General features: G+C 70.7%; 23 protein-coding genes and 2 tRNA genes. 14 read left to right on the forward strand and 11 right to left on the reverse strand.

Going from position 1 to position 23,474, the window contains the following annotated elements; all coding sequences use genetic code 11:
• Positions 1 to 33 precede the first annotated feature (33 nt).
• Positions 34 to 438, forward strand: a complete 405-nt coding sequence (locus EFA46_RS03000) for a CopG family transcriptional regulator (RefSeq protein ID WP_123074892.1) — start codon at positions 34 to 36, stop codon at positions 436 to 438.
• On the opposite strand, the gene EFA46_RS03005 is transcribed toward EFA46_RS03000, so the two are convergent.
• Positions 435 to 863: a GtrA family protein gene (locus EFA46_RS03005; RefSeq protein WP_123074890.1), complete on the reverse strand. Its 429-nt coding sequence runs from the start codon at positions 861 to 863 to the stop codon at positions 435 to 437. The two genes, EFA46_RS03000 and EFA46_RS03005, sit on opposite strands and share 4 nt — an antisense overlap.
• Positions 864 to 965: 102 nt before the next feature.
• Here EFA46_RS03005 and EFA46_RS03010 point away from each other — a divergent pair, with 102 nt between their 5' ends.
• Positions 966 to 3,245 carry a DUF2298 domain-containing protein gene (locus EFA46_RS03010; RefSeq protein WP_123074888.1) on the forward strand — a complete coding sequence of 760 codons (2,280 nt, stop codon included), beginning with the start codon at positions 966 to 968 and terminating at the stop codon, positions 3,243 to 3,245.
• A gap of 79 nt (positions 3,246 to 3,324) precedes the next feature.
• Here EFA46_RS03010 and EFA46_RS03015 read toward each other — a convergent pair whose 3' ends face one another.
• On the reverse strand, positions 3,325 to 4,320 hold the full coding sequence (locus EFA46_RS03015) for a radical SAM protein (protein WP_123074886.1): 996 nt from the start codon (positions 4,318 to 4,320) through the stop codon (positions 3,325 to 3,327).
• Positions 4,321 to 4,466: 146 nt separating this feature from the next.
• Here EFA46_RS03015 and EFA46_RS03020 point away from each other — a divergent pair, with 146 nt between their 5' ends.
• Positions 4,467 to 5,564 (forward strand): DUF373 family protein, encoded by a 1,098-nt coding sequence (locus EFA46_RS03020; RefSeq protein ID WP_123074884.1) that lies wholly within the window; start codon positions 4,467 to 4,469, stop codon positions 5,562 to 5,564.
• Between the two features lie 63 nt (positions 5,565 to 5,627).
• Here the strand turns inward: EFA46_RS03020 and EFA46_RS03025 are convergent, their stop codons facing one another.
• Together EFA46_RS03025 and EFA46_RS03030 are read right to left on the reverse strand one after the other, a co-directional pair.
• Positions 5,628 to 6,470: a polyprenyl synthetase family protein gene (locus tag EFA46_RS03025; protein WP_123074882.1), complete on the reverse strand. Its 843-nt coding sequence runs from the start codon at positions 6,468 to 6,470 to the stop codon at positions 5,628 to 5,630.
• A 55-nt stretch (positions 6,471 to 6,525) separates the two neighbouring features.
• Complete coding sequence (locus EFA46_RS03030; RefSeq protein ID WP_123074880.1) at positions 6,526 to 6,984, reverse strand: DUF5814 domain-containing protein; 459 nt, start codon at positions 6,982 to 6,984, stop codon at positions 6,526 to 6,528.
• 99 nt (positions 6,985 to 7,083) lie between these two features.
• Here EFA46_RS03030 and EFA46_RS03035 point away from each other — a divergent pair.
• Positions 7,084 to 7,156 (forward strand) — tRNA-His (locus EFA46_RS03035).
• A 233-nt stretch (positions 7,157 to 7,389) separates the two neighbouring features.
• On the opposite strand, the gene EFA46_RS03040 is transcribed toward EFA46_RS03035, so the two are convergent.
• On the reverse strand, positions 7,390 to 8,577 hold the full coding sequence (locus EFA46_RS03040) for a CBS domain-containing protein (RefSeq protein ID WP_123074878.1): 1,188 nt from the start codon (positions 8,575 to 8,577) through the stop codon (positions 7,390 to 7,392).
• A 127-nt stretch (positions 8,578 to 8,704) separates the two neighbouring features.
• On the opposite strand from EFA46_RS03040, the gene EFA46_RS03045 reads away from it, so the two are divergent.
• Positions 8,705 to 10,765, forward strand: a complete 2,061-nt coding sequence (locus tag EFA46_RS03045) for a DEAD/DEAH box helicase (protein WP_123074876.1) — start codon at positions 8,705 to 8,707, stop codon at positions 10,763 to 10,765.
• A gap of 44 nt (positions 10,766 to 10,809) precedes the next feature.
• On the opposite strand, the gene EFA46_RS03050 is transcribed toward EFA46_RS03045, so the two are convergent.
• Positions 10,810 to 11,091, reverse strand: a complete 282-nt coding sequence (locus EFA46_RS03050) for a pro-sigmaK processing inhibitor BofA family protein (RefSeq protein ID WP_123074874.1) — start codon at positions 11,089 to 11,091, stop codon at positions 10,810 to 10,812.
• Between the two features lie 62 nt (positions 11,092 to 11,153).
• Between EFA46_RS03050 and EFA46_RS03055 the strand changes: the two genes are divergently transcribed.
• From EFA46_RS03055 to EFA46_RS03085, 7 genes are all read left to right on the forward strand, one after another.
• Positions 11,154 to 11,226 (forward strand) — tRNA-Pro (locus EFA46_RS03055).
• A gap of 135 nt (positions 11,227 to 11,361) precedes the next feature.
• On the forward strand, positions 11,362 to 13,455 hold the full coding sequence (locus EFA46_RS03060; protein WP_123074872.1) for a minichromosome maintenance protein MCM: 2,094 nt from the start codon (positions 11,362 to 11,364) through the stop codon (positions 13,453 to 13,455).
• 61 nt (positions 13,456 to 13,516) lie between these two features.
• Positions 13,517 to 13,792: a hypothetical protein gene (locus EFA46_RS03065; RefSeq protein WP_123074871.1), complete on the forward strand. Its 276-nt coding sequence runs from the start codon at positions 13,517 to 13,519 to the stop codon at positions 13,790 to 13,792.
• A gap of 53 nt (positions 13,793 to 13,845) precedes the next feature.
• Positions 13,846 to 14,190: a hypothetical protein gene (locus EFA46_RS03070; RefSeq protein WP_123074869.1), complete on the forward strand. Its 345-nt coding sequence runs from the start codon at positions 13,846 to 13,848 to the stop codon at positions 14,188 to 14,190.
• Positions 14,191 to 14,994, forward strand: a complete 804-nt coding sequence (locus EFA46_RS03075; protein ID WP_123074867.1) for a hypothetical protein — start codon at positions 14,191 to 14,193, stop codon at positions 14,992 to 14,994.
• A 26-nt stretch (positions 14,995 to 15,020) separates the two neighbouring features.
• Positions 15,021 to 15,551: a hypothetical protein gene (locus tag EFA46_RS03080; protein ID WP_123074865.1), complete on the forward strand. Its 531-nt coding sequence runs from the start codon at positions 15,021 to 15,023 to the stop codon at positions 15,549 to 15,551.
• Positions 15,548 to 16,204 (forward strand): chromosome partitioning protein ParA, encoded by a 657-nt coding sequence (locus EFA46_RS03085; RefSeq protein ID WP_123074864.1) that lies wholly within the window; start codon positions 15,548 to 15,550, stop codon positions 16,202 to 16,204. The genes EFA46_RS03080 and EFA46_RS03085 overlap by 4 nt, the downstream gene beginning before the upstream one ends.
• 79 nt (positions 16,205 to 16,283) lie before the next feature.
• Here the strand turns inward: EFA46_RS03085 and EFA46_RS03090 are convergent, their stop codons facing one another.
• Positions 16,284 to 17,141: a transcription initiation factor IIB family protein gene (locus EFA46_RS03090; RefSeq protein WP_123074862.1), complete on the reverse strand. Its 858-nt coding sequence runs from the start codon at positions 17,139 to 17,141 to the stop codon at positions 16,284 to 16,286.
• Positions 17,142 to 17,313: 172 nt separating this feature from the next.
• Here EFA46_RS03090 and EFA46_RS03095 point away from each other — a divergent pair, with 172 nt between their 5' ends.
• On the forward strand, positions 17,314 to 17,835 hold the full coding sequence (locus tag EFA46_RS03095; protein ID WP_123074860.1) for a hypothetical protein: 522 nt from the start codon (positions 17,314 to 17,316) through the stop codon (positions 17,833 to 17,835).
• Here the strand turns inward: EFA46_RS03095 and EFA46_RS03100 are convergent.
• From EFA46_RS03100 to EFA46_RS03115, 4 genes are read right to left on the reverse strand one after another with little or no spacing between them, the layout of a single operon-like run.
• Positions 17,827 to 18,579, reverse strand: a complete 753-nt coding sequence (locus EFA46_RS03100; RefSeq protein WP_123074858.1) for a ParA family protein — start codon at positions 18,577 to 18,579, stop codon at positions 17,827 to 17,829. The genes EFA46_RS03095 and EFA46_RS03100 overlap by 9 nt on opposite strands.
• A gap of 46 nt (positions 18,580 to 18,625) precedes the next feature.
• Positions 18,626 to 19,465 carry an aldo/keto reductase gene (locus tag EFA46_RS03105; RefSeq protein ID WP_123074856.1) on the reverse strand — a complete coding sequence of 280 codons (840 nt, stop codon included), beginning with the start codon at positions 19,463 to 19,465 and terminating at the stop codon, positions 18,626 to 18,628.
• A 48-nt stretch (positions 19,466 to 19,513) separates the two neighbouring features.
• Complete coding sequence (locus tag EFA46_RS03110) at positions 19,514 to 19,930, reverse strand: HIT family protein (RefSeq protein ID WP_123074854.1); 417 nt, start codon at positions 19,928 to 19,930, stop codon at positions 19,514 to 19,516.
• 29 nt (positions 19,931 to 19,959) lie between these two features.
• Complete coding sequence (locus tag EFA46_RS03115; protein ID WP_123074852.1) at positions 19,960 to 20,184, reverse strand: hypothetical protein; 225 nt, start codon at positions 20,182 to 20,184, stop codon at positions 19,960 to 19,962.
• Positions 20,185 to 20,276: 92 nt separating this feature from the next.
• Between EFA46_RS03115 and ileS the strand changes: the two genes are divergently transcribed.
• On the forward strand, positions 20,277 to 23,453 hold the full coding sequence (gene ileS / locus EFA46_RS03120; RefSeq protein WP_123074850.1) for an isoleucine--tRNA ligase: 3,177 nt from the start codon (positions 20,277 to 20,279) through the stop codon (positions 23,451 to 23,453).
• The last annotated feature ends 21 nt before the right edge of the window (positions 23,454 to 23,474 follow it).

Consider the following 23,474-nt stretch of genomic DNA (forward strand, 5'->3'; position numbering starts at 1 on the left):
AAGAACTAAGGCCCGAGACCCCGTTTTTCGCGCATGGGCAACAAGAACAAGACCGTCTCGTTCCGCGTGAACGAGGACACCTTCGACGCCCTCCGCGACATCGCGGAGGAGCGCGACCTCTCGTTGTCCGCCGTCTTCCGGGACTACGTGGACGCGCTCGTCGCGAACGACGGCCGCGTGCGCGTCGTCCCGACGGACGACGTCGGCGAGGACGTCGAGGACGCGGAGTTCCCGCCGAAGGTCGAGGTGCCCAAGAGCTTCGTCCGCGAGCACGAGCGCCTCGAACTCGAGGCCGAGCACCTCCGCGAGCAGTTGGAGGAGCACAAGGCGTACATCAACGCCCTCCGCGACGAACTCGACGACGCGGAGGACGTCGAGGACGTCATCCACCTCGACGACCTCGAGAGCGAGGGCGAGGAGTCCTTCCGCCTCGGCTAGCTGGCGAGGACGCGCCACGTGAGGACGTTCTCGAAGCAGTAGTTCACGACGAAGCCGACGCCGAGGCCGACGACGTTCGCGGCGAGATACCAGACGCCGGCGCGAGTGAGCGCGAAGAGGACGGCGATGCCGGTGGCGAGGCCGACGGCGCGGACGGCGTTCGACGTGAGGAGGCGTCTCGCGAGCGCGCGGACGCCGCGCGCACCCCACGAGTCGAACGTCCAGCGCTCGTTCGCGGCGAACATCAGGATGATGCTGGCTTCTGCGGCGACGAGTTTCGCGGGGAGGAGCGCGACCGCGAGGACGTCGTGGAGGACGACGAGCGCGGCGTTATCGAGGAGCGCGCCGAGCGCGCCGACGGCGAGGAACTGACCGGCGCGCGCGGGCTGGAGGAGGGCGGCGGCGACACGTCTGATGGAGGGCATGCGGGCGTCTACACCGTGACAGCTACGGAATACTTCACGCTTTGGATTCGGTCGCCACACGGAGCACAAGACACATACCGGACAGAACGACACCGATAGGTCGTGAGCGCCCTCCACGCCCTCGGCTGGCTCGCCGCCCTCCTCGTCGTCGCGGCGGCCGGCCTCCCCCTCGCCGCCCGCGTCCTCCCCGACGACCACGCCGCCGGCCTCGCGCCGGCCATCGGGCTCGCCGCCGTCACGCTCCCCGCGTACTGGCTCGGCCACCTCGCGTGGGGCCGCGCGACCGCCGCCGTCGCGGCGCTCGTCGCGCTCGGCCTCGGCATCCTCGTCGCGCGCCGCGACGGCCTCCCGCCGGTACCTCTCGGACCGGTGCTCGCGTTCGCCCTCGCGTTCTGCGGCCTCCTCGCCTACCGGTCGGTGTTCCCGGGCGTCTATCCCGCGGGCGGCGAGAAGTTCCTCGACTACGGGCTCCTGAAATCGCTGTCGCGCGCGAGCGCACTCCCGCCACAGGACGTCTGGTTCGCCGGCCGCCCCGTGCGCTACTACTACGGCGGCCTCCTCGCGGTCGCGAGCGTCACCGAGCTGGCGGGCGTTCCCGTCCGCTACGCCTACAACCTCGGGCTCGCGACGTTCTACGCGACGCTCGCGAGCGCGGCGTACGCCGTCGCCGCCGCCGTCGCGGACGCGAACGGCAACAGCCCCGTGGCGGGCGGCGCGTTCGGTGCGTGCCTCGTCGCCGTCGCCGGCCACCTCGCGACCCCCGTCCGCGTCGTCGTCGGCCTGCTCCCCGAGGGCGTCGCGCTCCCCGCGTTCGACGTCGCCTTCGCCGGCATCCGCATGGAGGCGGCGGACGCCTACGCGCACTACCACAGCCTCGGCGAGTGGACGCCGTGGCTCGGGCGCTACGTCGCCCCCGGCACCCTCCACGTCACGCCCGCGTGGGAGTACACGAACGCCGACCTCCACGCGCACATGCTCGCCACGCCCTTCCTCCTCGTCGCCGCCGCGCTCGCGTTCGCACTCTCGCGGACCGACGAAACGGGGCGCGCGCTCGCGCTCCTCGGCGGGCTGGGCTGGGTCGCCGGCCTCCTCGCGCTCGTCTCCACGTGGAGCTACCCGAGCGCCGTCGGCCTCACCGGCCTCGCGCTCGCGCTCGCCGACCGGCATCCGGGGAGACTGCTCGGGCGCCACGGCGCACGCCTGCGTTCCGACGACGCGCTCCGCGACGAGGTCGGCCGTCTCGTCGTCGCCGTCGCGGGCGCGCTCGCCGTCGCGCTCGGCGGCGCCGCGCTCGCGAGCCCGTTCCTCCTCTTCCACACGCCCGTCAACGGCGGCGTCGGCGTCCTCCCGCCGCGCACGCCCGTCGTCCCCTTCCTGCTCGCGTCCGGCGTCCCGCTCGCCGCGTTCGGCCTCCGCGTCGCGCGCGGCGCGGCCGTCGCACGGCGGACGCTCGCCCTCGGCGCCGGCCTCCTCGTCGCCGGCATCGCGCTCGCTACGCTCGCGTCGCTCGGCACCGCCGTCCTCCTCCTCGCGTGCATCGCCGCCGGCTGGTACCTCCGCCGGCGCCGCGACGCCGGCTTCGACCTCCTGCTCCTCGTCGCCGGCGCCGGCCTCCTCCTCGCCGTCGAGTTCGCCTACGCGAAGGTCTGGCCGCACGACCCGAACGCGCCCCGCTGGAACACCGTCTACAAGGTCTCGATGCAGGCGTGGGTGCTCTGGGGCGTCGGCGCCGGCGCCGCGCTCGCGGGCGTGCTCCCGGACGGCCGCCCGCGCCTCCGCGCGCTCGCTCGCCCCCGCGAAATCGACGTCTCGGCCGGACGGGTCGCCCGCGTCGCCGCCGTCGTGCTCGTCCTCGGCGCCGGCCTCGCCTTCCCCGCGCTCGCCGTCAGCGACCGCGTCGGCTACGTCGCCACCCACGGCGCCGACCCGACGCTCGACGCCACCGAGTACGTCGAGGAGCGCCACCCCGGGGAGGCCGCCGCAATCGACTGGCTCGACGCCCGCGAGGGCTCCCCGCACCTCGTCGAGGCCCCGGGGACGCCGATGTACCAGTTCCGCAGCGAGGCCAGCAGCCTCACCGGCCTCCCGAGCGTCGTCGGCTGGCACCACGAGCAGGGCTATCGCGGCCCCGACGCGTGGGAGACGCGCACCCGCGACGTCGGCGCGATATACAGTGCGCGCTGGGCGAGCGCCGCCCTCCTCCTCGACAAGTACGACGTCACCTACGTCTACGTCGGCCCGAACGAGCGCGAGCGCTACGACGTCCGCTCGTTCGACCACCCCGACGTCGAGGTGGCCTTCGAGAACGACGCCGTCACGATATACGAGGTTGACGCCGACGCCGCCTGCGAGGCCGTCCGAGCGGACTGTCCGCGCGCCTGAGCGGCGTGCTCCACACGACGGGTACGGCAGTTATGGGATATGAGAAGGGGTTCGGCCGACGTGTCTCGTGACCGGTTTTCTACGCGAGGGGCGTTCGCTCGACGACCTGGCCGTCGTACGTCGGGTACTGCTCGACGATTTCGCCCTCGGTGATGTCGCCCTCCTCGACCATCTCCTCGAGGAGCCACCACGCGACCTCGACGTGCTCGGACTTGGCGGTGTAGAACTCCTCGGGGACGCCGAGGGCGTCGAGTTCCTCCGGCGAGGTCCACGTCTTCCCGTAGACGAGCGTGCCGTCCTCGGTGACCTCGTCGAACTCGCGGCGGACGTTCTTCGCCATGCGCTTCAGACGACTGCGGTGCTGGGCGGCGTCCTTGAAGACGCTCGTACAGAAGTAGACCTTCTCGTGCTGGGCCATCTCCTCGAGGATGGCGTCCTTCGAGCCCTCGACGGCGCTCATGTGGCCGTCCTGGAGCTCGTAGCCGGCCTCCTGCATCCGCTCGTAGTTCCCGTCGCTCATCTCGAACTCGTTGACGTTGCAGAAGTCGGCGGCGCCCTCGTCGAGGAACTCGAGGAACTCCTCCTCGGCGCGGATGCCCGGAATCTCGAACGCCGGGGTGAGGCCTTCCTCGCGGGCGATGTAGAGGATCTCCTCCCACTCCGTCCCGTGAAGGTCGCCCCAGAGTTCGTAGGGCGGGTGGAACCGGATCTCGTCGAGGCCCGCCTCGCTGAGGCGGCGCATGTTCTCGCGGCCGCCCGTGATGCCGGTGTAGAGGTGGGTGTGGTGGTCCTCGCCGAACTCCTCCTTGAGGAGGCGGAGGTAGCGGGTCGTGCGCTCCATCGCCTCCTGCGGTTCGCCGCCCGTGATGGAGGTACCGAGCGCGTCCATCTTCTTCGCCTCCGCGACGACGTCCTCGTCGCTCTCGACCGGGCGCTCGTTGGCGTAGACCTGCGTGACGTTCTTCCGGTTCTCACCCAGCGGGCAGTAGAAACAGTCGCGCTGGTCGCAATACCCGTAGACGAAGAGGACCATCTTGCCCCCTTGCGCGCACTGCTCGCAGCCCTTCGAAATCATTCGGTATCACCGTTGTAGCGCGTCAGGACTCAAAAACCGCACGGGTTCGCTCGCCCGTGCGCGACGACCACACGCGCCGGGCGCGTTCCCCGGCCGCCGCGACCGCTCCCAAACCTCAATAACCGTCGCCGGCGTACGGGTCGGTGATGCTGTTGGTCCTCTGCGTCGACCTCGACGACGACCTCGGCCGGAAGACGGGCCTCGAAACGCCCGCCGTCGGCCGTGATGCCGTCGAGGCCGGCGCCGTCGCGCTCGCCACCGCCGACCCCGAGGACAGCGACGTCAACGTCCTCTTCGAGGGCGTCCACCTCTACGACGACCTCTCGCGCGAGGAGAGCGTCGAGGTCGCCGCCGTCACCGGCCTCGAGGGGAGCGACGTGCAGGCGAACCGCGCGGTCGGCGACGAAGTCGACGAGGTGCTCGCCGGCCTCCAGACCGGCGAGGAGGTGCGCGCCGTCGTCGTCACCGACGGCGCACAGGACGAGTCCGTCCTCCCCGTCATCCGCTCGCGCGTCCGCATCGACAGCGTTCAGCGCGTCGTCGTCCGCCAAGCGCAGGACCTCGAGTCGATGTACTACACCATCAAGCAGGTGCTGAACGACCCGGAGACCCGGGGGACCATCCTCGTCCCGCTGGGCGTCCTCCTGCTCATCTATCCGCTGGCGGTCCTCGCGTCCTTCCTCGGGCTCCCCGGGGCGGTGCTGGGCCTCTCCTCGGCCGCGCTCGGTCTCTACGCTCTCTTTCGCGGGTTGGGGCTCGCCGACGTCGTCGACGACCTCGTCGAGCGCGCGCGCGACAGCCTCTACACGGGCCGCGTGACGCTCATCACGTACGTCGTCGCCGCCGCCCTCCTCGTCATCGGCGGCGTCGAGGGCGTCAACCGACTCGCCGAGTACCGCCAGACAGCCGGCGGGTCGCTCCCCGTCACGTCCGTCGTCGCCGCCCTCGTCAACGGCGCCGCCACCTGGTTCGCCGCCGCCGGCCTCACCTCCAGCGTCGGCCAGATAACGGACGAGTACCTCCACGACCAGTTCGAGTGGCAGTACCTCAACGCACCCTTCTACGTGCTCGCCATCGCCGCCGTCCTCTACGCGCTCAGCGGGTTCTTCCTCCAGACGGTGTCGCTCCCGACGCTCGCCGCCGTCCTCACGGGTGGCACGCTCATGAGCGTCCTCAGCACGCTCGCGTTCGCCATCATCGAGGGCCGAACGGAGAGCGAGGACGGCGACGTTCGAGCCGCCTAAAAGGAGTGCGCGCGCCAGCGGCCACCGGCGCTATCGCTCGCGTTCGCGCGACCGGCTACGAGGCTACCGTTCGCGTTCGACCACGAACGTCGCGAGTTGCGCCATGTACTCGCGGGCCTGCCCGTCCTCGAGGACCGCGTCGTCGAGCGCCGCGAGCGCCGCGTCGGACTCCGCGTCCGCGAGCGCGTTCACCTCCTCGACGGAGCGGTCGGTGACGCGCAGGACCGAGGGCCGGTCCATCTCCTCGTCGGTCCCGGCGGGCTTCCCGAGCGCGTCCGTCTCCGCCGTGACGTCGAGGACGTCGTCGCGGAGTTGGAACGCGACGCCGACGCGCTCGGCGTACTCGCCGAAGGCGTCGACGGTGTCCGGATCGGCGTCCGCCGCGATCGCGCCGAGTTCGGCGGACGCGCGGAAGAGCGCGCCCGTCTTGCGTCGCGCGAGCTCCATGTACTCGGCCTCGTTCGAGGGCCGGTCGACGAGCTCGGTGGCCTCGCCCTGCCCGAGTTCGACGAGCGAGTCCGCCGCCGTCTCGAGGGCGCGCGCGTCGTCGCTGAAGAGCGCGAACGCCTCGCCGAGCAACCCGTCCGAGGCGACGATGGCGGGCCCGTAGCCGTGCGCCGCCCACGCCGACGGCTCGCCGCGACGCAGCTCCGAGCGGTCGATGATGTCGTCGACGACGAGCGACGCGTTGTGCACGAGTTCGACGCCGACCGCGTAATCGAGGGCGGCCTCGCCCTCGCCGCCCGCGGCCTCACAGCAGAGCACCGCGAGCGTCGGGCGAACGCGCTTCCCGCCCGCGAGCGTCGACTGCTCGAGCTTCTCGCGGAGCGCCGGCGGCTCCACCCGCCCAAGCACCTCTCGCAGGTGTTCCTCGATGGCGTCCCGCCGTGCCTCCACGTACTCCATTGGCCGCTAGTCGGGGCCGCAGACCCAAAAGCGTCCGTCTTTCCGCCGCGTTCGCCTAGTGGCCCTCGAGTTCCGCGCGGGCGTTCGCGGCGCGCCGTGCCTGCTCCTCGCGGCCGTCCACGTTCGCGAGGTCCTCCGTCGCCTCCAGCGTGCGGACGGCGTCGTCGAGGAAGCCGTAGAGGTCGCCCGGGTACGCGTAGACCATGTAGTCGTCCGTCATCACGTCCACCATCGCCTCCGGGTCGAGGCCCTGCGCGCGCAGGTCGAGGAGGTAGGCGATGAACTTGCGCTCGGGGTGTCCGCAGTAGGGGTTCGCCTGGCAGTCGCAGTCGAGGAAGTCCTTCGAGAACTCGAGGACGCGCTCGGCGGTCGCGTCGTTGAGCTGGTCGAAGTTCCCGCCGCCGAAGAGCACGTCGAGAGTCGCGCCGCTGAACGCGCCCTTCGGGAAGTTCGCGTCCAGCTGGCTGACGAGCTGGCGGTGGTTCTTGATGTAGATCTTGTCCGTGACTGCCACTACACGTCGAGAGGGGCGCTTCGCCGAAAAGCGTGTCGCGTTCGAGTGGGCCGTTTCGTAACGCCTATTAACGGCAGGGCGCTACGAACGAATGCAGTGTCCGGGTTGGGGTAGTGGACTATCCTTCAGCCTTGTGGAGGCTGAGACGCGGGTTCAATTCTCGCACCTGGACCTTCTCGCGACGAACGAAATGAGGAGCGTGAAGTCCAGCAGGCGAAATTGAACCACGAGAGTCGCAGCGCTAGCGAGCGACCGTCTCTCGGAGGGTCAATTTCGCCTGCTGGACCTCGATTTTTCGAGCGACTACTCGTCGAGCACTGCGTACGCGCGCCGTCGCCCGAACACACAGCGAGGAGCGATGCGTGAGTCACGTCGAGCGCGCCGCCGGGAGGACGGCCGTCGCGCTCAGGGCGAGCGCTCGGACTCGACGTGTTCGTCCGGGTTCGGCGACGGCACCTGCGAGCCCCGGCCGGCGGACTGGATGATGTTGAACGCGGTGACGAGGTCGGTGCGAGTGACGAGGCCGACGAGTCCGCCGCTCGCGTCGACGACGACGAGGCGGCCGATGCCGCTGTTCTGGATGCGTTCGAGCGCGTCCATCGCTTCGGCGTCCGGGCCGATGGTCTCGACGTCAGACGTCATGACGTCCGAGACGTGGTAGGCGTCGCGCTCGACGGGGTCGACCTCGCGGGCGTCCTCGAGCGTGACGACGCCGACGACGCGACCGTCGTCCATGACGGGGTAGCCGGTGTGGCGCTCGTCGAACATCCGCTCGGTGAGCTCGGCGACGGTGTCGTCGGGGCTGACGGTCTTCACGTCGCTCGCGGGCGTCATGACGTCGCGGACGGTGACGCCCTCGAAGGCGGCGTTCATCACGGTGCGCTGGCTCTCCGAGGACGCGCCGATGTAGATGAAGAAGGCGATGGCGACGAGCAGGAGGTTGCCGAAGAGGCCGACGATGCCGAGGACGACGGCGACGACCTTCCCGACTTCGGCGGCGAGCTGGGTCGCGCGGGCGAACGAGCGATTGCGCGCGAGGAGCGCGCGGAGGACGCGCCCGCCGTCCATCGGGAAGCCGGGGAGGAGGTTGAAGACGGCGAGGACGACGTTCGCGATGGCGAGGTAGCCGACGACGAAGAGGACGGGGGGAACGCCGGAGAAGACGCCGGCGGTGAGCGGGAGGTAGCAGACGACGCCGATGGCGACGCTCACCGCGGGGCCGGCGATGGCGATGAGGAACTCCTGCTGCCAGTCCTCGGGCTGCTCTTCGAGGTTCGCGACGCCGCCGAGCAGCCAGAGGGTGATGGACTCGATGGGGTAGCCGTAGTGCATCGAGACGAGGCTGTGCCCGAGTTCGTGCAGGAGGACGGACGCGAAGAGACCGACGGCGGCGGCGATGCCGAGGAGCCACGGCGTCGCGCCCTGCGAGAGCGTCCCCGTGGGGAGGCCGAGCTGCCACGTCTGGTTGAGCGTCGTGACCCACGTCTCCGTCTGCCACCCGATGAGGGCCGCGAGCACCGGGAGAACGAGCAGGAAAGTGACGTCGAGCTTGATGGGGATGCCGAAGGCACTCCCGACCTTGTAGCTCCGCATGCCCCGGGTTTCGAACGTGACCGGTATAAACGTCGGTGGCCGGCTCGCGGCGGGGGCGCGCCGGCGCAGGACGCTCCCTCAGCGCCGGAGCGAACCCCTGAAATAGCCGGGTACCCTAGTCGGTTTCGTGTCGAAGCAGGTCCAGCGGGTGGACACGCTCTTCGTCCACGAGGCGAACGGCGACTACACCGTCGTCGCGCAGCGTGACGGCGAGCGGCTGTTCCAAGCGCGCCTCGAGACGAAGGAGACGAGCGCGGGGCCGCGCCCCGGGAAGTTCCGACTGAAGACCGGGAGCGACGAGGACCCGCGCTCGCCCGACGAGTTCGTCGAGATTGCGCGTCGAGCGACGCGTATCCGCGTCTCCGAGCAGACCTCGCGCGCGGGCCGCCGCGAGATACGCGACCTCCTCGAGGGCTACCAGCTCGCCGAGAAGGCGAAGGTCGTGCGGACCTGCCGCTACTGCGCCGGGAAGGGGCGCTACTCGCCGATCACCGAGGAGACGTCCGTCGAGGCAGACGGCGAGCGCATCTGTCAGGACTGTGCGATCCGCGAGCTCGAGCGCGAACTCGCGTTCAAGGGCGACCTGACGGGCGCCGCCGAGGAGCGCCTCGAGGACCTCCTCCTCGAAGTGGGCGACCTCGACCGCATCGTCGGCCTCCTCGAGGGCCAACTCGATCCCGACCTCACGAAGTTCGACGAGGTCTCCGCGAACGTCGACGACGTCGACCCCTACCCCGTGAGCGACCTCGACCTCCATCCGGGCGTGCAGGGCCTCCTCGAGGACCGCTTCGAGACCCTGCTCCCCGTCCAGAGCCTGAGCGTCGAGAGCGGCCTCACCGACGGTGAGGACCAGCTCGTCGTCTCCGCGACGGCGACCGGGAAGACGCTCATCGGCGAGATAGCGGGCCTCCATCGCGCGCTCAGCGGGAACGGGAAGATGCTCTTCCTCGTCCCGCTCGTCGCGCTCGCGAACCAGAAGCACGAGGACTTCGAGGAGGAGTACGGCGACCTCGTCGACGTCAGCATCAGGGTGGGGTCCTCGCGCATCCGAGACGACGGCCAGGCGTTCGACCCGAGCGCGGACGTCATCGTCGGCACCTACGAGGGCATCGACCACGCCCTCCGGACGGGCCGCGATTTGGGGGATATCGGGACCGTCGTCATCGACGAGGTCCACACCCTCCAAGAGGACGGACGCGGCCACCGCCTCGACGGCCTCATCACCCGACTCAAGCACTACTGCGAACAGCGCGAGCAGGCACGCGAGAGTTACACGGGCGCGCAGTGGATCTACCTCTCCGCGACCGTCGGCAACCCCGGTGGGCTCGCGAAGAAGCTCCGCGCGAACCTCGTCGAGTTCGAGGAGCGGCCCGTCCCCATCGAGCGCCACGTCACCTTCGCGGACGGCCAGGAGAAGCCCCGCATCACGAACAAGCTCGTCCGCCGCGAGTACGACACGGAGTCCTCGAAGGGCTATCGCGGCCAGACGATCGTCTTCACCAACTCCCGGCGGCGGTGTCACGAGATCTCGCGCAAGCTCGACTACCCGTCGGCCGCCTACCACGCCGGCCTCGACTACGGCGAGCGCAAGAAGGTCGAACGACAGTTCGGGGATCAGGACCTCGCCGCCGTCGTCACGACCGCCGCGCTCGCCGCCGGCGTCGACTTCCCCGCGAGCCAGGTCGTCTTCGACTCGCTCGCGATGGGCATCGAGTGGCTCACCGTCCAGGAGTTCGAGCAGATGCTCGGGCGCGCCGGCCGCCCCGACTACCACGACAAGGGGAAGGTGTACATGCTCGTCGAGCCGGACGCCGTCTACCACAACTCGATGGAGATGACGGAGGACGAGGTCGCGTTCAAGCTCCTGAAGGGCGACATGGAGGACGTCGTCATGGCGTACGACCAGAACGCCGCCATCGAGGAGGTGCTCGCGAACGTCGTCGTCGGCGGGAGCGCCGCCAAACGCCTCAGCGACCGGATGGTCGGCGACGTCCCCACGAAGCACGCCATCGGGAAGCTCCTCGAGTACGGCTTCATCGACGGCCTCGACCCGACGCCGCTGGGTCGGACCGTCACGACGCACTTCCTCAACCCCGACGAGGCGTTCAAGATGCTCGACGGCGTGCGCAAGGGGATGGACCCCTACCGGATCGCCGCCGAGATCGAGCTACTCGACGAAGAGGACTGACGCGGCCGACCCCACGGCGGTCGTTCCGACGGTAGGGGCGGTTCTCAGGGCGCCACGAGCGCGAGCAGGCCGGGGACGAACGCGACGCCGAACACCGAGAGGAGGACGACGAGTATCGCGCCCGGGAAGCCCGCGACGGCGACGACGAGCAGCGTGAGCGGCGTTATCGCGACGGAGACCCCGAAGACCGCCTGCACGACGAGCAGCGTGAGCAGGCCGACGACGGCGTTGACGACGAAGGGCTTCACCGCGCGGACGACCCGGTACGCACCGACGAGCGCCGCGAGCGCGAGCAGGAGGACGCCCACTTCGAGTGGAGTGACCATACTCGAAGGGGGAGCGCGCACAACGTAACACTTACCGCCGCGCGATAGCTACTGATAGGTGCGGGATCGTGGGTTAGCTTGGTATACTCTGGGCCTTGGGTGCCCAAGACCCCGGTTCAAATCCGGGCGATCCCATCTCTGACAGTAGTACCGGGGAGCGGCGCGTCCGTCCGCGACGCCGCTCGCCCGGTCCGTCGTGAGTCTGCCCGTTCAGTTTCACCGTCCTTTGCGAACCTTCTTAGGGCGTCGCGCGTTACCTACGTGAGCAGAATGGCTCAGGCTCAGGACCAAGACCTCGTCGACCGATTCGAGACGTTCTTCCGCCGATACTACAGCGATAAGGTCGGCGACCTCGCCCGGAACTACCCCCGGGACCAGAAGAGCCTCCGCGTCGACTGGGCCGACCTCTATCAGTTCGACGCGGACCTCGCTGACGACTACCTCCGGCATCCCGACCGCCATCAGGACGCGGCCGAGCAGGCGCTCGTCAACTACGACCTCCCCATCGACGTCACGCTCGGGCAGGCGCACGTCCGCGTGCGGAACATCGCGGAGGCAACGGACATCCGCGCGCTGCGCTCCGAGCACCTGAACACGTTCATCGCCGTGCAGGGGATCGTCCGAAAGGCGACCGAGGTCCGCCCGAAGATCGAGCAGGCGGTGTTCGTCTGCCAGCGCTGTAACTACGAGACGCAGGTCCCCCAATCCGACTCGGGCTTCCAGGAGCCCTATCAGTGCGAGTCCTGCGAGCGCCAGGGCCCGTTCAAGCTCGACCCGGAGAAGTCGGAGTTCGTCGACGCCCAGAAGCTCCGGATTCAGGAGAACCCGGAGGGCCTCGCGGGCGGCGAGACGCCGGAGAACATCGACGTCCACGTCGAGGACGACCTCACCGGGCGGGTGACGCCCGGCGATCACGTCACCGCGACGGGCGCGCTCCGCCTCGACCAGAGCGAGGGGTCGAACGAGAGCCCGATCTTCGACGTCTACATGGAGGGGAACTACGTCGAGATCGAGGACGAGCAGTTCGAGGACATGGAGATCACGCCGGAGGACAAGGAGGCCATCATCGAGATCTCCCAGCGCCCCGATATCTACGAGGACATGGTGGACTCCATCGCGCCCTCGATCTACGGCCACCGGCAGGCGAAGCTCGCGATGCTCCTCCAGCTCTTCAGTGGCGTCACGAAACACCTCCCGGACGGCTCGCGTATCCGCGGCGACCTCCACATGCTCCTCATCGGTGACCCCGGGACCGGGAAGTCGCAGCTCCTGGCGTACGTCCAGAACATCGCGCCGCGCTCCGTCTACACCTCCGGGAAGGGGTCGAGTTCGGCGGGGCTGACCGCGGCGGCGGTGCGCGACGACTTCGGGGACGGCCAGCAGTGGACGCTCGAGGCGGGCGCGCTCGTGCTCGCCGACCAGGGCATCGCGGCGGTGGACGAACTCGACAAGATGGCCGCAGACGACCGCTCGGCCATGCACGAGGCCCTCGAACAGCAGAGCATCAGCGTCAGCAAGGCCGGCATCAACGCCACCCTCAAGTCGCGGTGCTCGCTGCTCGGCGCCGCGAACCCCAAGTACGGCCGCTTCGACCAGTACGAGCCCATCGGCGAGCAGATCGACCTGGAGCCCGCGCTCATCTCCCGCTTCGACCTCATCTTCACGGTGGCGGACCAGCCGGACCCGGAGGAGGACGCGAAGCTCGCCCAGCACATCCTCCAGACGAACTACGCGGGCGAGCTCCACACGCAGCGCGAGCACCTCGCGTCCGCGAACTACACCGAGGACGAGGTGGCCGCGCAGACGGACGAGGTCGCCCCGGAGATCGACGCCCCACTCCTCCGGAAGTACATCGCGTACGCGCGGCGGAACGTCTACCCGGCGATGAGCGAGGAGGCCCGGCAGGCCATCGAGGAGTTCTACGTCGACCTGCGCGCGGAGGGCGCAGACGAGGACGCGCCCGTGCCGGTGACCGCGCGAAAGCTCGAGGCGCTCGTGCGCCTCGCGGAGGCGTCGGCCCGCGTCCGGCTCTCCGATACGGTCGAGAAGGAGGACGCCGAGAAGGTCATCGCCATCGTGCGCTCCTGTCTGGAGGCCATCGGCGTCGACCCGGAGACCGGCGAGTTCGACGCGGACGTCGTGGAGACGGGGACGTCGAAGAGCCAGCGCGACCGCATCAAGAACCTGAAGGCGCTCATCGAGGACATCGAGGACGACTTCGAGGAGGGCGCGCCCGTCGAGGAGGTGCTCCAGCGCGCCGAGGACGCCGGGACGGAGCGCGGGAAGGCCGAGCACGAGATCGAGAAGCTGAAGAAACAGGGCGAGGTCTACGAGCCCTCGAACGGCCACCTGCGAACGACGTGAGCGGCATCGGGTCGCACGCGGACGCGTAGGCTTTTCTTCGCCCGCCGACTATCGGGTGACGATGGATCGGATCAGCGCGCTCCGGAACGTCGAGGAGACGCTCGCGGCGCTCGAGAGCGGCGAGACCGACCTCGCGAGCGCGGAGGAGCGCGTCAGCGCGATACTGCGGACGTACGCGACGAACTACGACGGCGACCTCGCGGCGTGGCGGGCGTCGGGCGACCCGCCCGCGGACGGGCTCGTGGTGCTCGCGGCGAGCGAGCGCGAGGCGCGCGAGCGGGTTCGCGACCTCGTGGACGCCCCGGACGCCCGCGTGTCGGTGGCGCGCGTCGAGTGACCGGCGGCGCTCCGAGCGGCTACCTTTTATTCGTCGGCAGCTAGGTACGTTCAGTGTTACTCGTGGTCGCCTACTCGCGGGCCGCCCGGCAGGCCCTCCGGAACAGTTGCTCGGCACACGAAGACGTGGTGGTGCGGCGCTTCGGCCGCGCGGTCCTCCTCCGCGAGACGGAGTTCGGCGCGTTCGTCGCGTGTCGCCTCCGCGAGCGCTTCGGCACGGACGTGGAGGTCGAGCGGACGGAGCCGCTGAACGAATACCGCGACGTGCCCGCTCGCGTCCGCGAGGCCGCCGAGGCCTACGAGGCGCGCGACTCGCCGAGCACGCCGTACGCGAAGTTCGCGGTCGGGTCGGCGCATCCGACGCCCGAGGAGATGCGCGACGCGCCGCTGGAGGAGTAGATGGAGGCGCGCGTCGGCGGCCGAGTCGTGCGGACGAACGCCCTCGACGTGCGCGAGGACGACGTCGCGCCCGAGGACGCGCTCGCCGCGATACGGGACGCGGAGGGGTGGATCACGTGCCCGGTTCCGGGGGACGTCCACGCGTCCGTTGGCCTCCTCGATGGGGCGACGCTCACCGACGAGCACGCGCTCGAGCGTGCGCTCGCCGCCGTCGCGCGCTCGCTCGATGAGCGCTCGGCGGTGGACGACGACGTCGCGGGCGTGCGTGCGGCGCTCGCCGAGACACCGCCGGACGTGGAGGGGGTCCGCGCGGCACGCGAGCGCGTCGCGACGGCGGCGGCGGCCGTCGAGGCGCTCCGCGAGCGCACCGAGCGCTTCGGCGGGATGGTCGCGGCGCTTCGGGCGGCCGGCGCGGAGGACGAGTCGGTGAGCGCGCAGCACCGCGAGGCGGTGACCGCGCTCGTGGACGCGGAGACGGAGCACTTGGCGGCGCGCGAGCGACTGGACGCGCTCCGGGATGCGGCCCGGCGCGCGCGGGACGCGCGGGAGCGCCGCCTCCAGCTCGAAGACCGCGAGCGCCGACTCAAGCGGGCGGCGCGAGCGGAGCTCGCGGACCGAGTCCGGCCGGCCTTCGAGCGCGCGCGGTGTGCGGTCCCGGACGGCCCGTGGCGGGACGCGTACGCGCTCGCCCGAGTCGCACGGGTTCGCGCGCCGGTCGTCGTCGCGGGTGGACCGTTCGAGCGCGCGTCGCGCGCGATGGCGTGTCTGGACGCGCCCGTCGTCCTCACCCGAGCGCGCGTTTAAGTAGTCGAGCGGGACCACGTTCCCGCATGGCTCTCACTCTCTCGAGTCGCGCGACCGAGCACGACGGCGTGACGCTCGTTCGCGCCGTCCTCCGAAACGACGGCGACGCGCCGCGCGGCGTCCGCGTGGCGAACGCCCTCAAGGCACCAGTGTTAGCGCCGCGACCGGGCGGCGTCGTCGCGGACGGCTGGGACGACGACGGCTACGAGGGCGTCGTGGACGCCGGGGAGTCGCGCGCGCTCGGCTACGCCTGCCGGGCGGCGCCGCGCGAGGACCCGTGTGTCATCGAGCGCGATGAGCGCGCCCGCGAGACCGGGCGGCGGCGACGCGTCGCGGACGCGGTTCGCGACCTCGGCGACCCGCGACCGCCGGCGGCGGGCGTGCCGACCGCTGAACAACCGAATACGAGCGACGCGGGGGCCGAGATTCCGCGAGCGGTCGCGGCGTGGCTCGACGGCGTGGAAGCGCGGACTGCGGCCGGGACGGCCACGCCGGAGGACGACCGGACGCTCGCCGCCCTCGGCGCGCGTGTTGCGGCGCTCCGGGAGGACGCGTGATCCTCGCGGTCGTCGGCGGGAAAGGTGGCGTCGGGAAGTCGACGGTGGCGTTCGAACTCGCCGCGCTCCGGGGGGCGGTCGTCGTGGACGCGGACCTCGCGATGGCGGACCTCCCGACGGCGCGCGGTCCCGACCTCCACGACGTGCTCGCGGGGCGCGCGGACCCCGTGGAGGCCGTCCGCGAGGGCGGCGCGGTCGACATCCTCCCGTGCGGGCGGACGCTCGCCGGCGCGAGGGCGTGCGACCTCGGGGCGCTCGGGGACGCGCTCGAAGCCGTCGAGCGCGCGTACGGTGACGTGGTCGTGGACTGCGCGGCGGGGATGCGCGCGGACGTGGGCGTGCCGCTCGCGGTCGCGGACGCCTGCGTCGTCGTCACCGCGCCGGAGCGCCCGGCGCTCGCGGACGCGCTCCGGGCGCGCGAGCTCGCGCGGACGTTCAACGCGGGGCTCGCGGTCGTCGCGTACAATCACGCCGGCGAGGCGCCCGCGTCGGTGGAGCGCGCGCTCGGTGCGCCCGCCGTGGCGATTCCGAGCGACGACGCGGTTGTGCGCGCTCGGCGCGCGGGGCGGCCGGTGACGCGGCTGTTCCCGGACGCGCCCGCGGTATCGGCGTTCGCGGCGCTCGCGGAGTCGATACGGGCGTGCGGGCTCTGAGGGAACCGGCAGCTGAAGGGGCGTGAAAACGGCGGCGACTACGGGGAGCGAACGGAGCGTCGGAGAACGGGTATCGGACTCAGTCGAGGTCGTAGAAGGCGTTGCGGACGGTGACGGGCGTGACGCCGGCGGCGTCGGCGGCCTCTTTCTGCGTGAGCGTGAACTCGTGGTCGCGTGCGGCGGCGTAGAGGCAGGCGGCGGCGACGCCGCTGGGTTTGCGCCCGCCCGTGGCGCCGGTCTCGCTCGCTTCGGCGGCGAGTTCGGTGGCGCGGCGTTCGACGGCGCGCGGGACGTCGAGGTCGGTGGCGAAGCGCGGGATGTACTCGCGGGCGTCGATGGGGCCGGTGGGGAGGCCGAGTTCGCGGTTCATGGCGGCGTAGGCGGCGCGGAGTTCGTTCGCGTCGGCGCGCGCGACGGCGACGATTTCGGGGACGGTGCGCGCGACGCCGTTCGTCCGGCAGACGGCGTAGATGGCGGCGGCGGCGAACCCTTCGAGCGAGCGCCCGCGGATGAGGTTCTCGGATTGCGCGGAGTCGAAGAGCACGCACGCCTGGTCGCGGACGCTGTAGGTCATGGAGAGCGAGCTGACGACGCGGCGGATCTCGGTGAAGGCGTAGATCTGGTTGCGCTCGGCCTTGCTGGCGACGTTCGCGCGGTTGTGCTGGCGGCGGAGGCGGGCGAACTGGCGGCGCTTGCGGCCGGTGAGTCGCGACGAGTAGCCGATCTCGGTGCTGAGGCCGCGGTCGTGCCGCGAGCGCGTGAGCGGCGCGCCGGTCCGCTCGCGGTTGGTGTCGTCGTCGGCGAAGGAGCGCCACTCGGGGCCGCGGTCGAGGCGGTCGGTGTCGACGACGAGGCCGCATTCGCTGCAGACGGTCTCGTGGTTGTCGTGTTCGAGGCTGCCGGTGCATTCGGGGCAGGACGTCGTTGCCTGACTCATACTTCTCACTTGGCGCCGAACGCCTACTTAAGTGAAGGACGATTCGGGGGTGGCGACGCGGTTTCGACGCGCGAAGCGTACCGGTCACCGGTACGTTCGGTTTCGGTCGGTTCGCGGGCTGTCGCGCCGGTCGAGCGGTGTGTTCATGTAGTCCGACCGACGAGAGGGTGTAATGGGTCTCTCGGAGATCGCGGCGGGGCTGACGGTGACGACGCGTCAGGAAGAGCGGGGGGTCGCGACCGTCGACGCGACGGACGTGCCGCTCGCGGAGCGTCTCGCGCCGTACGCCGACGAGTTGCCGTGTCCGGTCGAGCCGGCGGCGGCGCTCCTTGACGCCTACGGCGCGGGGACGAGCGTCGGCGCGGCGGCGAGCGCGGCGGGACTGGCGCCGACGATGGGCGCGAAGGTGCTCCATCGCCTCGGCGTCGCGGGCGTGACGCCGCTCTCGCCGCTCGCGCGCGAGGTGGTCGGCGACTGGCTCGACGGGGAGCTGTCGCGGAGCGAGGCGGTGACGCTCTCGGGCGCGAGCGCGGCGGAGTTCGCGCTCGGCGCGTACTGCGAGACGCACGCCCCCATCACGGGCGCGGCGGAGGTCGTCGCGGCGGCGCGCGAGCCGGACGGGTCGCGCTCGCTCGCGCGCCGCGAACGGGACGCGTTCGCGGAGACGTTCGACGCGCCCGCCGAGCTACGATAGGCGGCGTCGGAGGCCGGCGAGGAAGCCGGGCGCGGCGTCGTCGACGAGTTCGTCGACGGCGAACAGGGCACCGAGGAGCGACGCGACGGCGCGCGTGTAGTCGTCCGGGTCGGCGGGCGTGACGGCGGGCGCCTCGCTCTCGGAGCCGAGCGCGGTCTCGGGGACGGCGACGTCCGCGTCCGGGAGGGCGTCGGGGGTCGCGCGGTTCGCGACGACGACGCTCGCCTCGACGCCGACGTCGGCGAAGCGACCGCGTTCGCGCGCGAGCGCGTCAGCGCCACGGTCGTCGGCGACCGTGACGGCGACGACGCGGTCGGCGGCGGTGGCGGCGCCGACGGCGGGGTTCGTGAGGAGCGGCGGTGTGTCGACGAGGACGTGGTCGTACCGCTCGGTGGCTTCCGCGAGGCGCTCGCCGACGCGCTCGCCGGCATCGGGCGTCAGTGCCTCGGCGCTCCGGGTGAGTGACGCGTGCGCGGGGGCGAGGTCGAGCGCGCCGTCGCCGGGCGCGTCGAGGCCGTAGGCGGCGTCGGTGACGGCGACGCTCGGGTCGGTGAGGAGCGCGGTCGCGTCCGGGTCGAGGCGGGCGTCGACGTACGTGGAGAGGCCCTGCGTGGCGTGCGCGACGTCGAGGACGAGGACGTCCTCGCCGGCGGCGGCGAGGAGCGCGCCGGCTTCGACGCAGAGGCGGGTGGCGCCGACGCCGCCGGCCGCGCCGACGACGGCCGCGGTCCGTGCTGTGGACATGTCGTCGTCTGCGGCGGCAGCGAGGAAAAAGTCGGTGGCCCAGCCGCTACTGGTGGATGCCGTAGACGTCGCCGTCCCAGTCGCGCGCCGGGTGGTCGTAGACCGGGTGGTTCCGGTCGCGCTCGGTGAGCCGAGCGTGGTCGGCGCCGTCGAGCTCCCAGTCGAAGAGCTCGAGGTTCTGCCGGACGTGCTCGGGCGAGGAGGATTTCGGGAGGACGGCGACGTCGTCCTCGATAGCCCACTTGAGGACGATCTGGGCGGGCGACTTGTCGTACTTCTCGGCGAGGTCCTGCACGACGTCGTCGCCGAAGACCTCGGTGCGCGCGAGCGGCGCGGCGGCCTCGAGTGCGACGTCCGTCTCGCGGCAGTACTCCACGAGGTCGTCGCGCTGGAACCACGGGTGGTACTCGATCTGGTTGACGGCGATGGGGACGTCGCTGACGTGCTGGGCGGCGCTGAGCTGGTAGGCGCTGAAGTTGGAGACGCCGACGTTCTTCACGAGGCCCTCCTCGTGGAGGTGCGCCATCGCGTCCATCGTCTCGCGGATGGAGACGGCGGGGTTCGGCCAGTGGACGAGGTAGAGGTCGAGGTAGTCGGTGCCGAGTTTCTCGAGGGACGCCTCGCAGGACTCGATGAGCGAGTCGTAGGTGAGGTTCTTCGGGAGGACCTTGGAGGTGAGCCAGAGGTCGTCGCGCTCGTACTCGGCGAGGGCGTCGCCGATCTCGGCCTCGTTGTGGTAGCCTTCGGCGGTGTCGACGTGCGTGTAGCCGGCGTCGAGGCCGGCGCGCACGGCGTCCTTCACGGTGTCGCCGTCGATGTCCCAGGTGCCGACGCCGACGAGGGGGAGTTCGTCGCCGCTCTGCAGGGTGACAGTTGGTACGCTCACGTGCGGGAGGGCGTACGGGACGGCCTTAGTCGTTCGGCCGGCGGCAGGTTACTCGATCTTCGCGGCGATTTCGTCGAGTTCGTCGTCGCTGAGGTCGGGGCGGTCGCCGGCGACGGCGTGGATGGGCGCGCCGCCGTCGCCCTCGAAGCGCGGGACGAGGTGGACGTGGACGTGCGGGACCTCCTGGCCGGCGGCCTCGCCGTCGTTCACGCCGACGTTCAGGCCGTCCGCGTCGACGGCGACCTCGACGTCGGGTGCGAGGTCGCGGACGAGGTCGAAGACGGCGCGCGAGTCGTCGACGGAGAGGTCGTCGAGGCGCTCGGCGTGCGTGCGCGGGACGACGAGGGTGTGGCCGGGCGCGAGCGGGTTCGCGTCGAGGAACGCGAGGGCGTCGTCGCGCTCGGCGACGATGCGGCCGGGGATGTCGCCGTCGACGATGCTACAGAAGAGACAGTCGTCGCTCATACGCGTCCCGTGGGCGGGCGCGGCCTTAGTTATTCGGTGAGCGGGAGGAGGACGCCGAAGACGAACGGGCAGAGGACGATGCCGAGCGCGCCGATGGCTTCGGCGTCGGTGGCGACGGTGAACGCCCATCCGGGGAGCGTCGTCAGCGCGGACCCGAGGTCGGCGAGGAGGAAGCCACCGACGACGAGGCAGGCGGAGAGGAGCGTCGTGCGTTTCGTGAGCGTCGGGTAGTCGAGGTCACCGTAGCGGCCCATACCACGTCGAGGGCGTTCGCCGACGGAAAGCGTTTCGCCGCGCCTCCGCTGAATCCGATTCTCCTTTCACCGAGGAGGGAGAGTGGTGAGTCATGGACCGATTCGCCGAACCCCCGGAGCGGTACGACCCGGAGGACGTCCGGGAGCGGGTGTTCGACTACTGGGACGAGGTGGACGCCTACGAGCAGACGAAGGCGCACCGCGAGGACGGCGAGGACTTCTTCTTCGTGGACGGCCCGCCGTACACCTCCGGTGCGGCGCACATGGGGACGACGTGGAACAAGTCCCTGAAGGACGCCTACATCCGCTACTACCGGATGAACGGCTACGACGTGACCGACCGGCCGGGCTACGACATGCACGGCCTCCCCATCGAGACGAAGGTCGAGGAGAAACTCGACTTCGAGTCGAAGCAGGACATCGAGGAGTTCGGCGTCGAGGCCTTCATCGAGGAGTGCAAGGCGTTCGCGGACGAGCAGTTGGAGGGCCTCCAGTCGGACTTCCAGTCCTTCGGCGTCTGGATGGACTGGGAGAACCCGTACAAGACGGTCGACCCGACGTACATGGAGGCGGCGTGGTGGGGGTTCAACCGCGCGGCCGAGCGCGGCCTCGTCGAGCAGGGCAAGCGCTCGATCAGCCAGTGCCCGCGCTGTGAGACCGCCATCGCGAACAACGAGGTGGAGTACGAGGACGTCGAGGACCCGACGGTCTACGTGAAGTTCCCCCTCACGGAGCGCGAGGGGAGCCTCGTCATCTACACGACGACGCCGTGGACGATTCCCGCGAACGAGTTCGTCGCGGTCGGCGAGGACATCACGTACCAGCGCGTCGAGGCGACGAAGGGCGACGAGACGGAGACGCTCTACATCGCCGAGGCGTGCGTCGAGGAGGTCCTGAAGAAGGGGCGCTACGACGACTACGAGGTCGTCGACTCCGTCCCGGGCGCGGCGATGCTCGGCTGGGAGTACGAGCACCCGCTCGACGAGGAGGTGCCGGACAACCCCGAGACGTCGGGGACGCGCGAGGTCTACCACGCGGACTACGTGGAGGCGTCGGACACGGGCCTCGTCCACTCCGCACCCGGCCACGGTGAGGTGGACTTCGAGCGCGGCGAGGAGCTCGGCCTCCCCGTCTTCTGCCCGGTCGCGGGCGACGGCACCTACACCGAGCAGGGCGGGAAGTACGAGGGCGCGTTCGTGAAGGACGCCGACGAGGCCATCACGGAGGACCTCGCCCGGAAGGGCCTCCTCCTCGCGTCGGGGACGGTCACGCACTCCTACGGCCACTGTTGGCGGTGTGACACGCCCATCCTCCAGCTCGCCACCGACCAGTGGTTCATCACCATCACGGACGTGAAAGAGGAGCTCCTCGACAACATGGAGGACTCGGAGTGGCACCCGCAGTGGGCGCGCGACAACCGCTTCCGGGACTTCATCGAGAACGCGCCCGACTGGAACGTCTCCCGCCAGCGCTACTGGGGGATCCCGGTGCCCATCTGGGTCGCGGAGGGGACGAAGGGCGAGACGCCCGAGGACCGCATCGTCGTCGGGACGCGCGAGGAGCTCGTCGAGCGCGCCGACCAGGACCTCGACCCCGACATGGACATACACAAGCCCGCCGTCGACGACGTCACCATCACGGAGGACGGCGTCACCTACGAGCGGGTCCCGGACGTCTTCGACGTCTGGCTCGACAGCTCGGTCGCCTCCTGGGGCACCCTCGACTACCCCGAGGAGGAGGATGCCTTCGAGGAACTCTGGCCGGCGGACCTCATCATGGAGGCCCACGACCAGACGCGCGGCTGGTTCTGGAGCCAACTCGGCATGGGGACGGCGGCGATGGGCGAGGTGCCCTACGACGAGGTCATCATGCACGGCTTCGCGAACGACGAGGACGGACGGAAGATGTCCAAGAGCGTGGGGAACGTCGTCCAGCCGGACGAGGCCATCGAGCGCCACGGCGCGGACGCGATGCGGATGTTCCTCCTCGGCGTCGACCCGCAGGGCGAGGACATGCGCTTCTCGTGGGACGAGATGGGGAACATGGCCCGCGACCTGAACGTCCTCTGGAACGTCTTCCGCTTCCCGCTGCCCTACATGCGCGCGGACGGCTTCGACCCCGACGCGCAGACCGTGGACGAACTCGACCTCGCCGTCGAGGACGAGTGGCTCCTCTCGAAGCTCCAGCAGCTCAAGCACGACACGGAGGACTACTGGGAGGCCCGCGAGCAGCACCGCGCCCTGCAGGCGCTCCGCGAGTTCGTCGTCGAGGACCTCTCGCGCTACTACATCCAGCTCATCCGCGAGCGCGTGTGGACCGAGCAGGCCGGCGAGAACAAGACGGCGGCGTACGCGACGCTCCACAAGGTCCTCCTCGAGGTGGTCGCGCTCCTCGCGCCCTACGCGCCGTTCGTCACCGAGGAGATGTACGGCTACCTCACGGGCGATGACGGCCACCCGACCGTCCATATGTGCGACTGGCCGGAAGTCGAGGAGCGCTTCCGCCAGCCCGCGCTCGAGGACGCCATCGACACCGCCCGCTCCATCGAGGAGGCGGGCAACCACGCGCGCCAGCAGGCCGGCCGGAAGCTCCGCTGGCCGGTCGCGCGCGTCGTCGTCAGCCCGGACGACGAGCGCGTCGCCGAGCAGGTGGATGACTATCGCGGCCTCCTCGCCGACCGACTGAACGCCCGCCGCATCGAGGTGCTGGAGCCGGGCGAGACGTTCGGCGACGTCGAGTACTCCGCCGAGGCGGACATGAGCGTGCTCGGGCCCGCGTTCGGTGGCGACGCCGGCGACGTGATGGAGGCACTGAACGCCGCGCGCGTCGGCGACGACGACCTCGACCTGCTCGAGGCGGCCGTCGAGGACGCGCTCGGCCGCGAGGTGCAGCTCACCCCGGAGATGGTCGAATTCCGCGAGGAGACGCCCGACGAGGTCGCCGCCGCGCCCTTCGAGGGCGGCACCGCCTACGTCGATACCGAGCTCGACGACGACCTCGAAGCCGAGGGGTACGCCCGCGAGATCATCCGCCGCGTGCAGGAGCTCCGCAAGGACCTCGACCTCGACATGGAGGCCGAAATCCGCCTCGACGTGCTGGTCTTCGACGACCGCGTCGCGAAGCTCGTCAGCGAGCGCGAGGACCTCATCACCGACGAGGTCCGCGCGCGCGAACTCGACGAAGTGGACGAGTCGGACGCGAACACCGCCGTCGAGGAGTACGACGACGTCGAGGGCGTCCGGATGCGCCTCGGCGTGCAGAAGGTCTGAGCGGGTCGCGTTCTCGAGTCC

Source organism: Halarchaeum sp. CBA1220, from assembly GCF_003721175.2.
GTDB classification, from domain to species: Archaea; Halobacteriota; Halobacteria; order Halobacteriales; family Halobacteriaceae; genus Halarchaeum; species Halarchaeum grantii.

Coding starts and splice junctions, on each gene's coding strand:
- EFA46_RS03000 (WP_123074892.1), top strand. CDS start 34: ATGGGCAACAAGAACAAGACCGTCTCGTTCCGCGTGAACGAGGACACC.
- EFA46_RS03005 (WP_123074890.1), bottom strand. CDS start 863: ATGCCCTCCATCAGACGTGTCGCCGCCGCCCTCCTCCAGCCCGCGCGC.
- EFA46_RS03015 (WP_123074886.1), bottom strand. CDS start 4,320: ATGATTTCGAAGGGCTGCGAGCAGTGCGCGCAAGGGGGCAAGATGGTC.
- EFA46_RS03020 (WP_123074884.1), top strand. CDS start 4,467: ATGCTGTTGGTCCTCTGCGTCGACCTCGACGACGACCTCGGCCGGAAG.
- EFA46_RS03025 (WP_123074882.1), bottom strand. CDS start 6,470: ATGGAGTACGTGGAGGCACGGCGGGACGCCATCGAGGAACACCTGCGA.
- EFA46_RS03040 (WP_123074878.1), bottom strand. CDS start 8,577: ATGCGGAGCTACAAGGTCGGGAGTGCCTTCGGCATCCCCATCAAGCTC.
- EFA46_RS03050 (WP_123074874.1), bottom strand. CDS start 11,091: ATGGTCACTCCACTCGAAGTGGGCGTCCTCCTGCTCGCGCTCGCGGCG.
- EFA46_RS03060 (WP_123074872.1), top strand. CDS start 11,362: ATGGCTCAGGCTCAGGACCAAGACCTCGTCGACCGATTCGAGACGTTC.
- EFA46_RS03065 (WP_123074871.1), top strand. CDS start 13,517: ATGGATCGGATCAGCGCGCTCCGGAACGTCGAGGAGACGCTCGCGGCG.
- EFA46_RS03075 (WP_123074867.1), top strand. CDS start 14,191: ATGGAGGCGCGCGTCGGCGGCCGAGTCGTGCGGACGAACGCCCTCGAC.
- EFA46_RS03080 (WP_123074865.1), top strand. CDS start 15,021: ATGGCTCTCACTCTCTCGAGTCGCGCGACCGAGCACGACGGCGTGACG.
- EFA46_RS03090 (WP_123074862.1), bottom strand. CDS start 17,141: ATGAGTCAGGCAACGACGTCCTGCCCCGAATGCACCGGCAGCCTCGAA.
- EFA46_RS03095 (WP_123074860.1), top strand. CDS start 17,314: ATGGGTCTCTCGGAGATCGCGGCGGGGCTGACGGTGACGACGCGTCAG.
- EFA46_RS03100 (WP_123074858.1), bottom strand. CDS start 18,579: ATGTCCACAGCACGGACCGCGGCCGTCGTCGGCGCGGCCGGCGGCGTC.
- EFA46_RS03110 (WP_123074854.1), bottom strand. CDS start 19,930: ATGAGCGACGACTGTCTCTTCTGTAGCATCGTCGACGGCGACATCCCC.
- EFA46_RS03115 (WP_123074852.1), bottom strand. CDS start 20,184: ATGGGCCGCTACGGTGACCTCGACTACCCGACGCTCACGAAACGCACG.
- ileS (WP_123074850.1), top strand. CDS start 20,277: ATGGACCGATTCGCCGAACCCCCGGAGCGGTACGACCCGGAGGACGTC.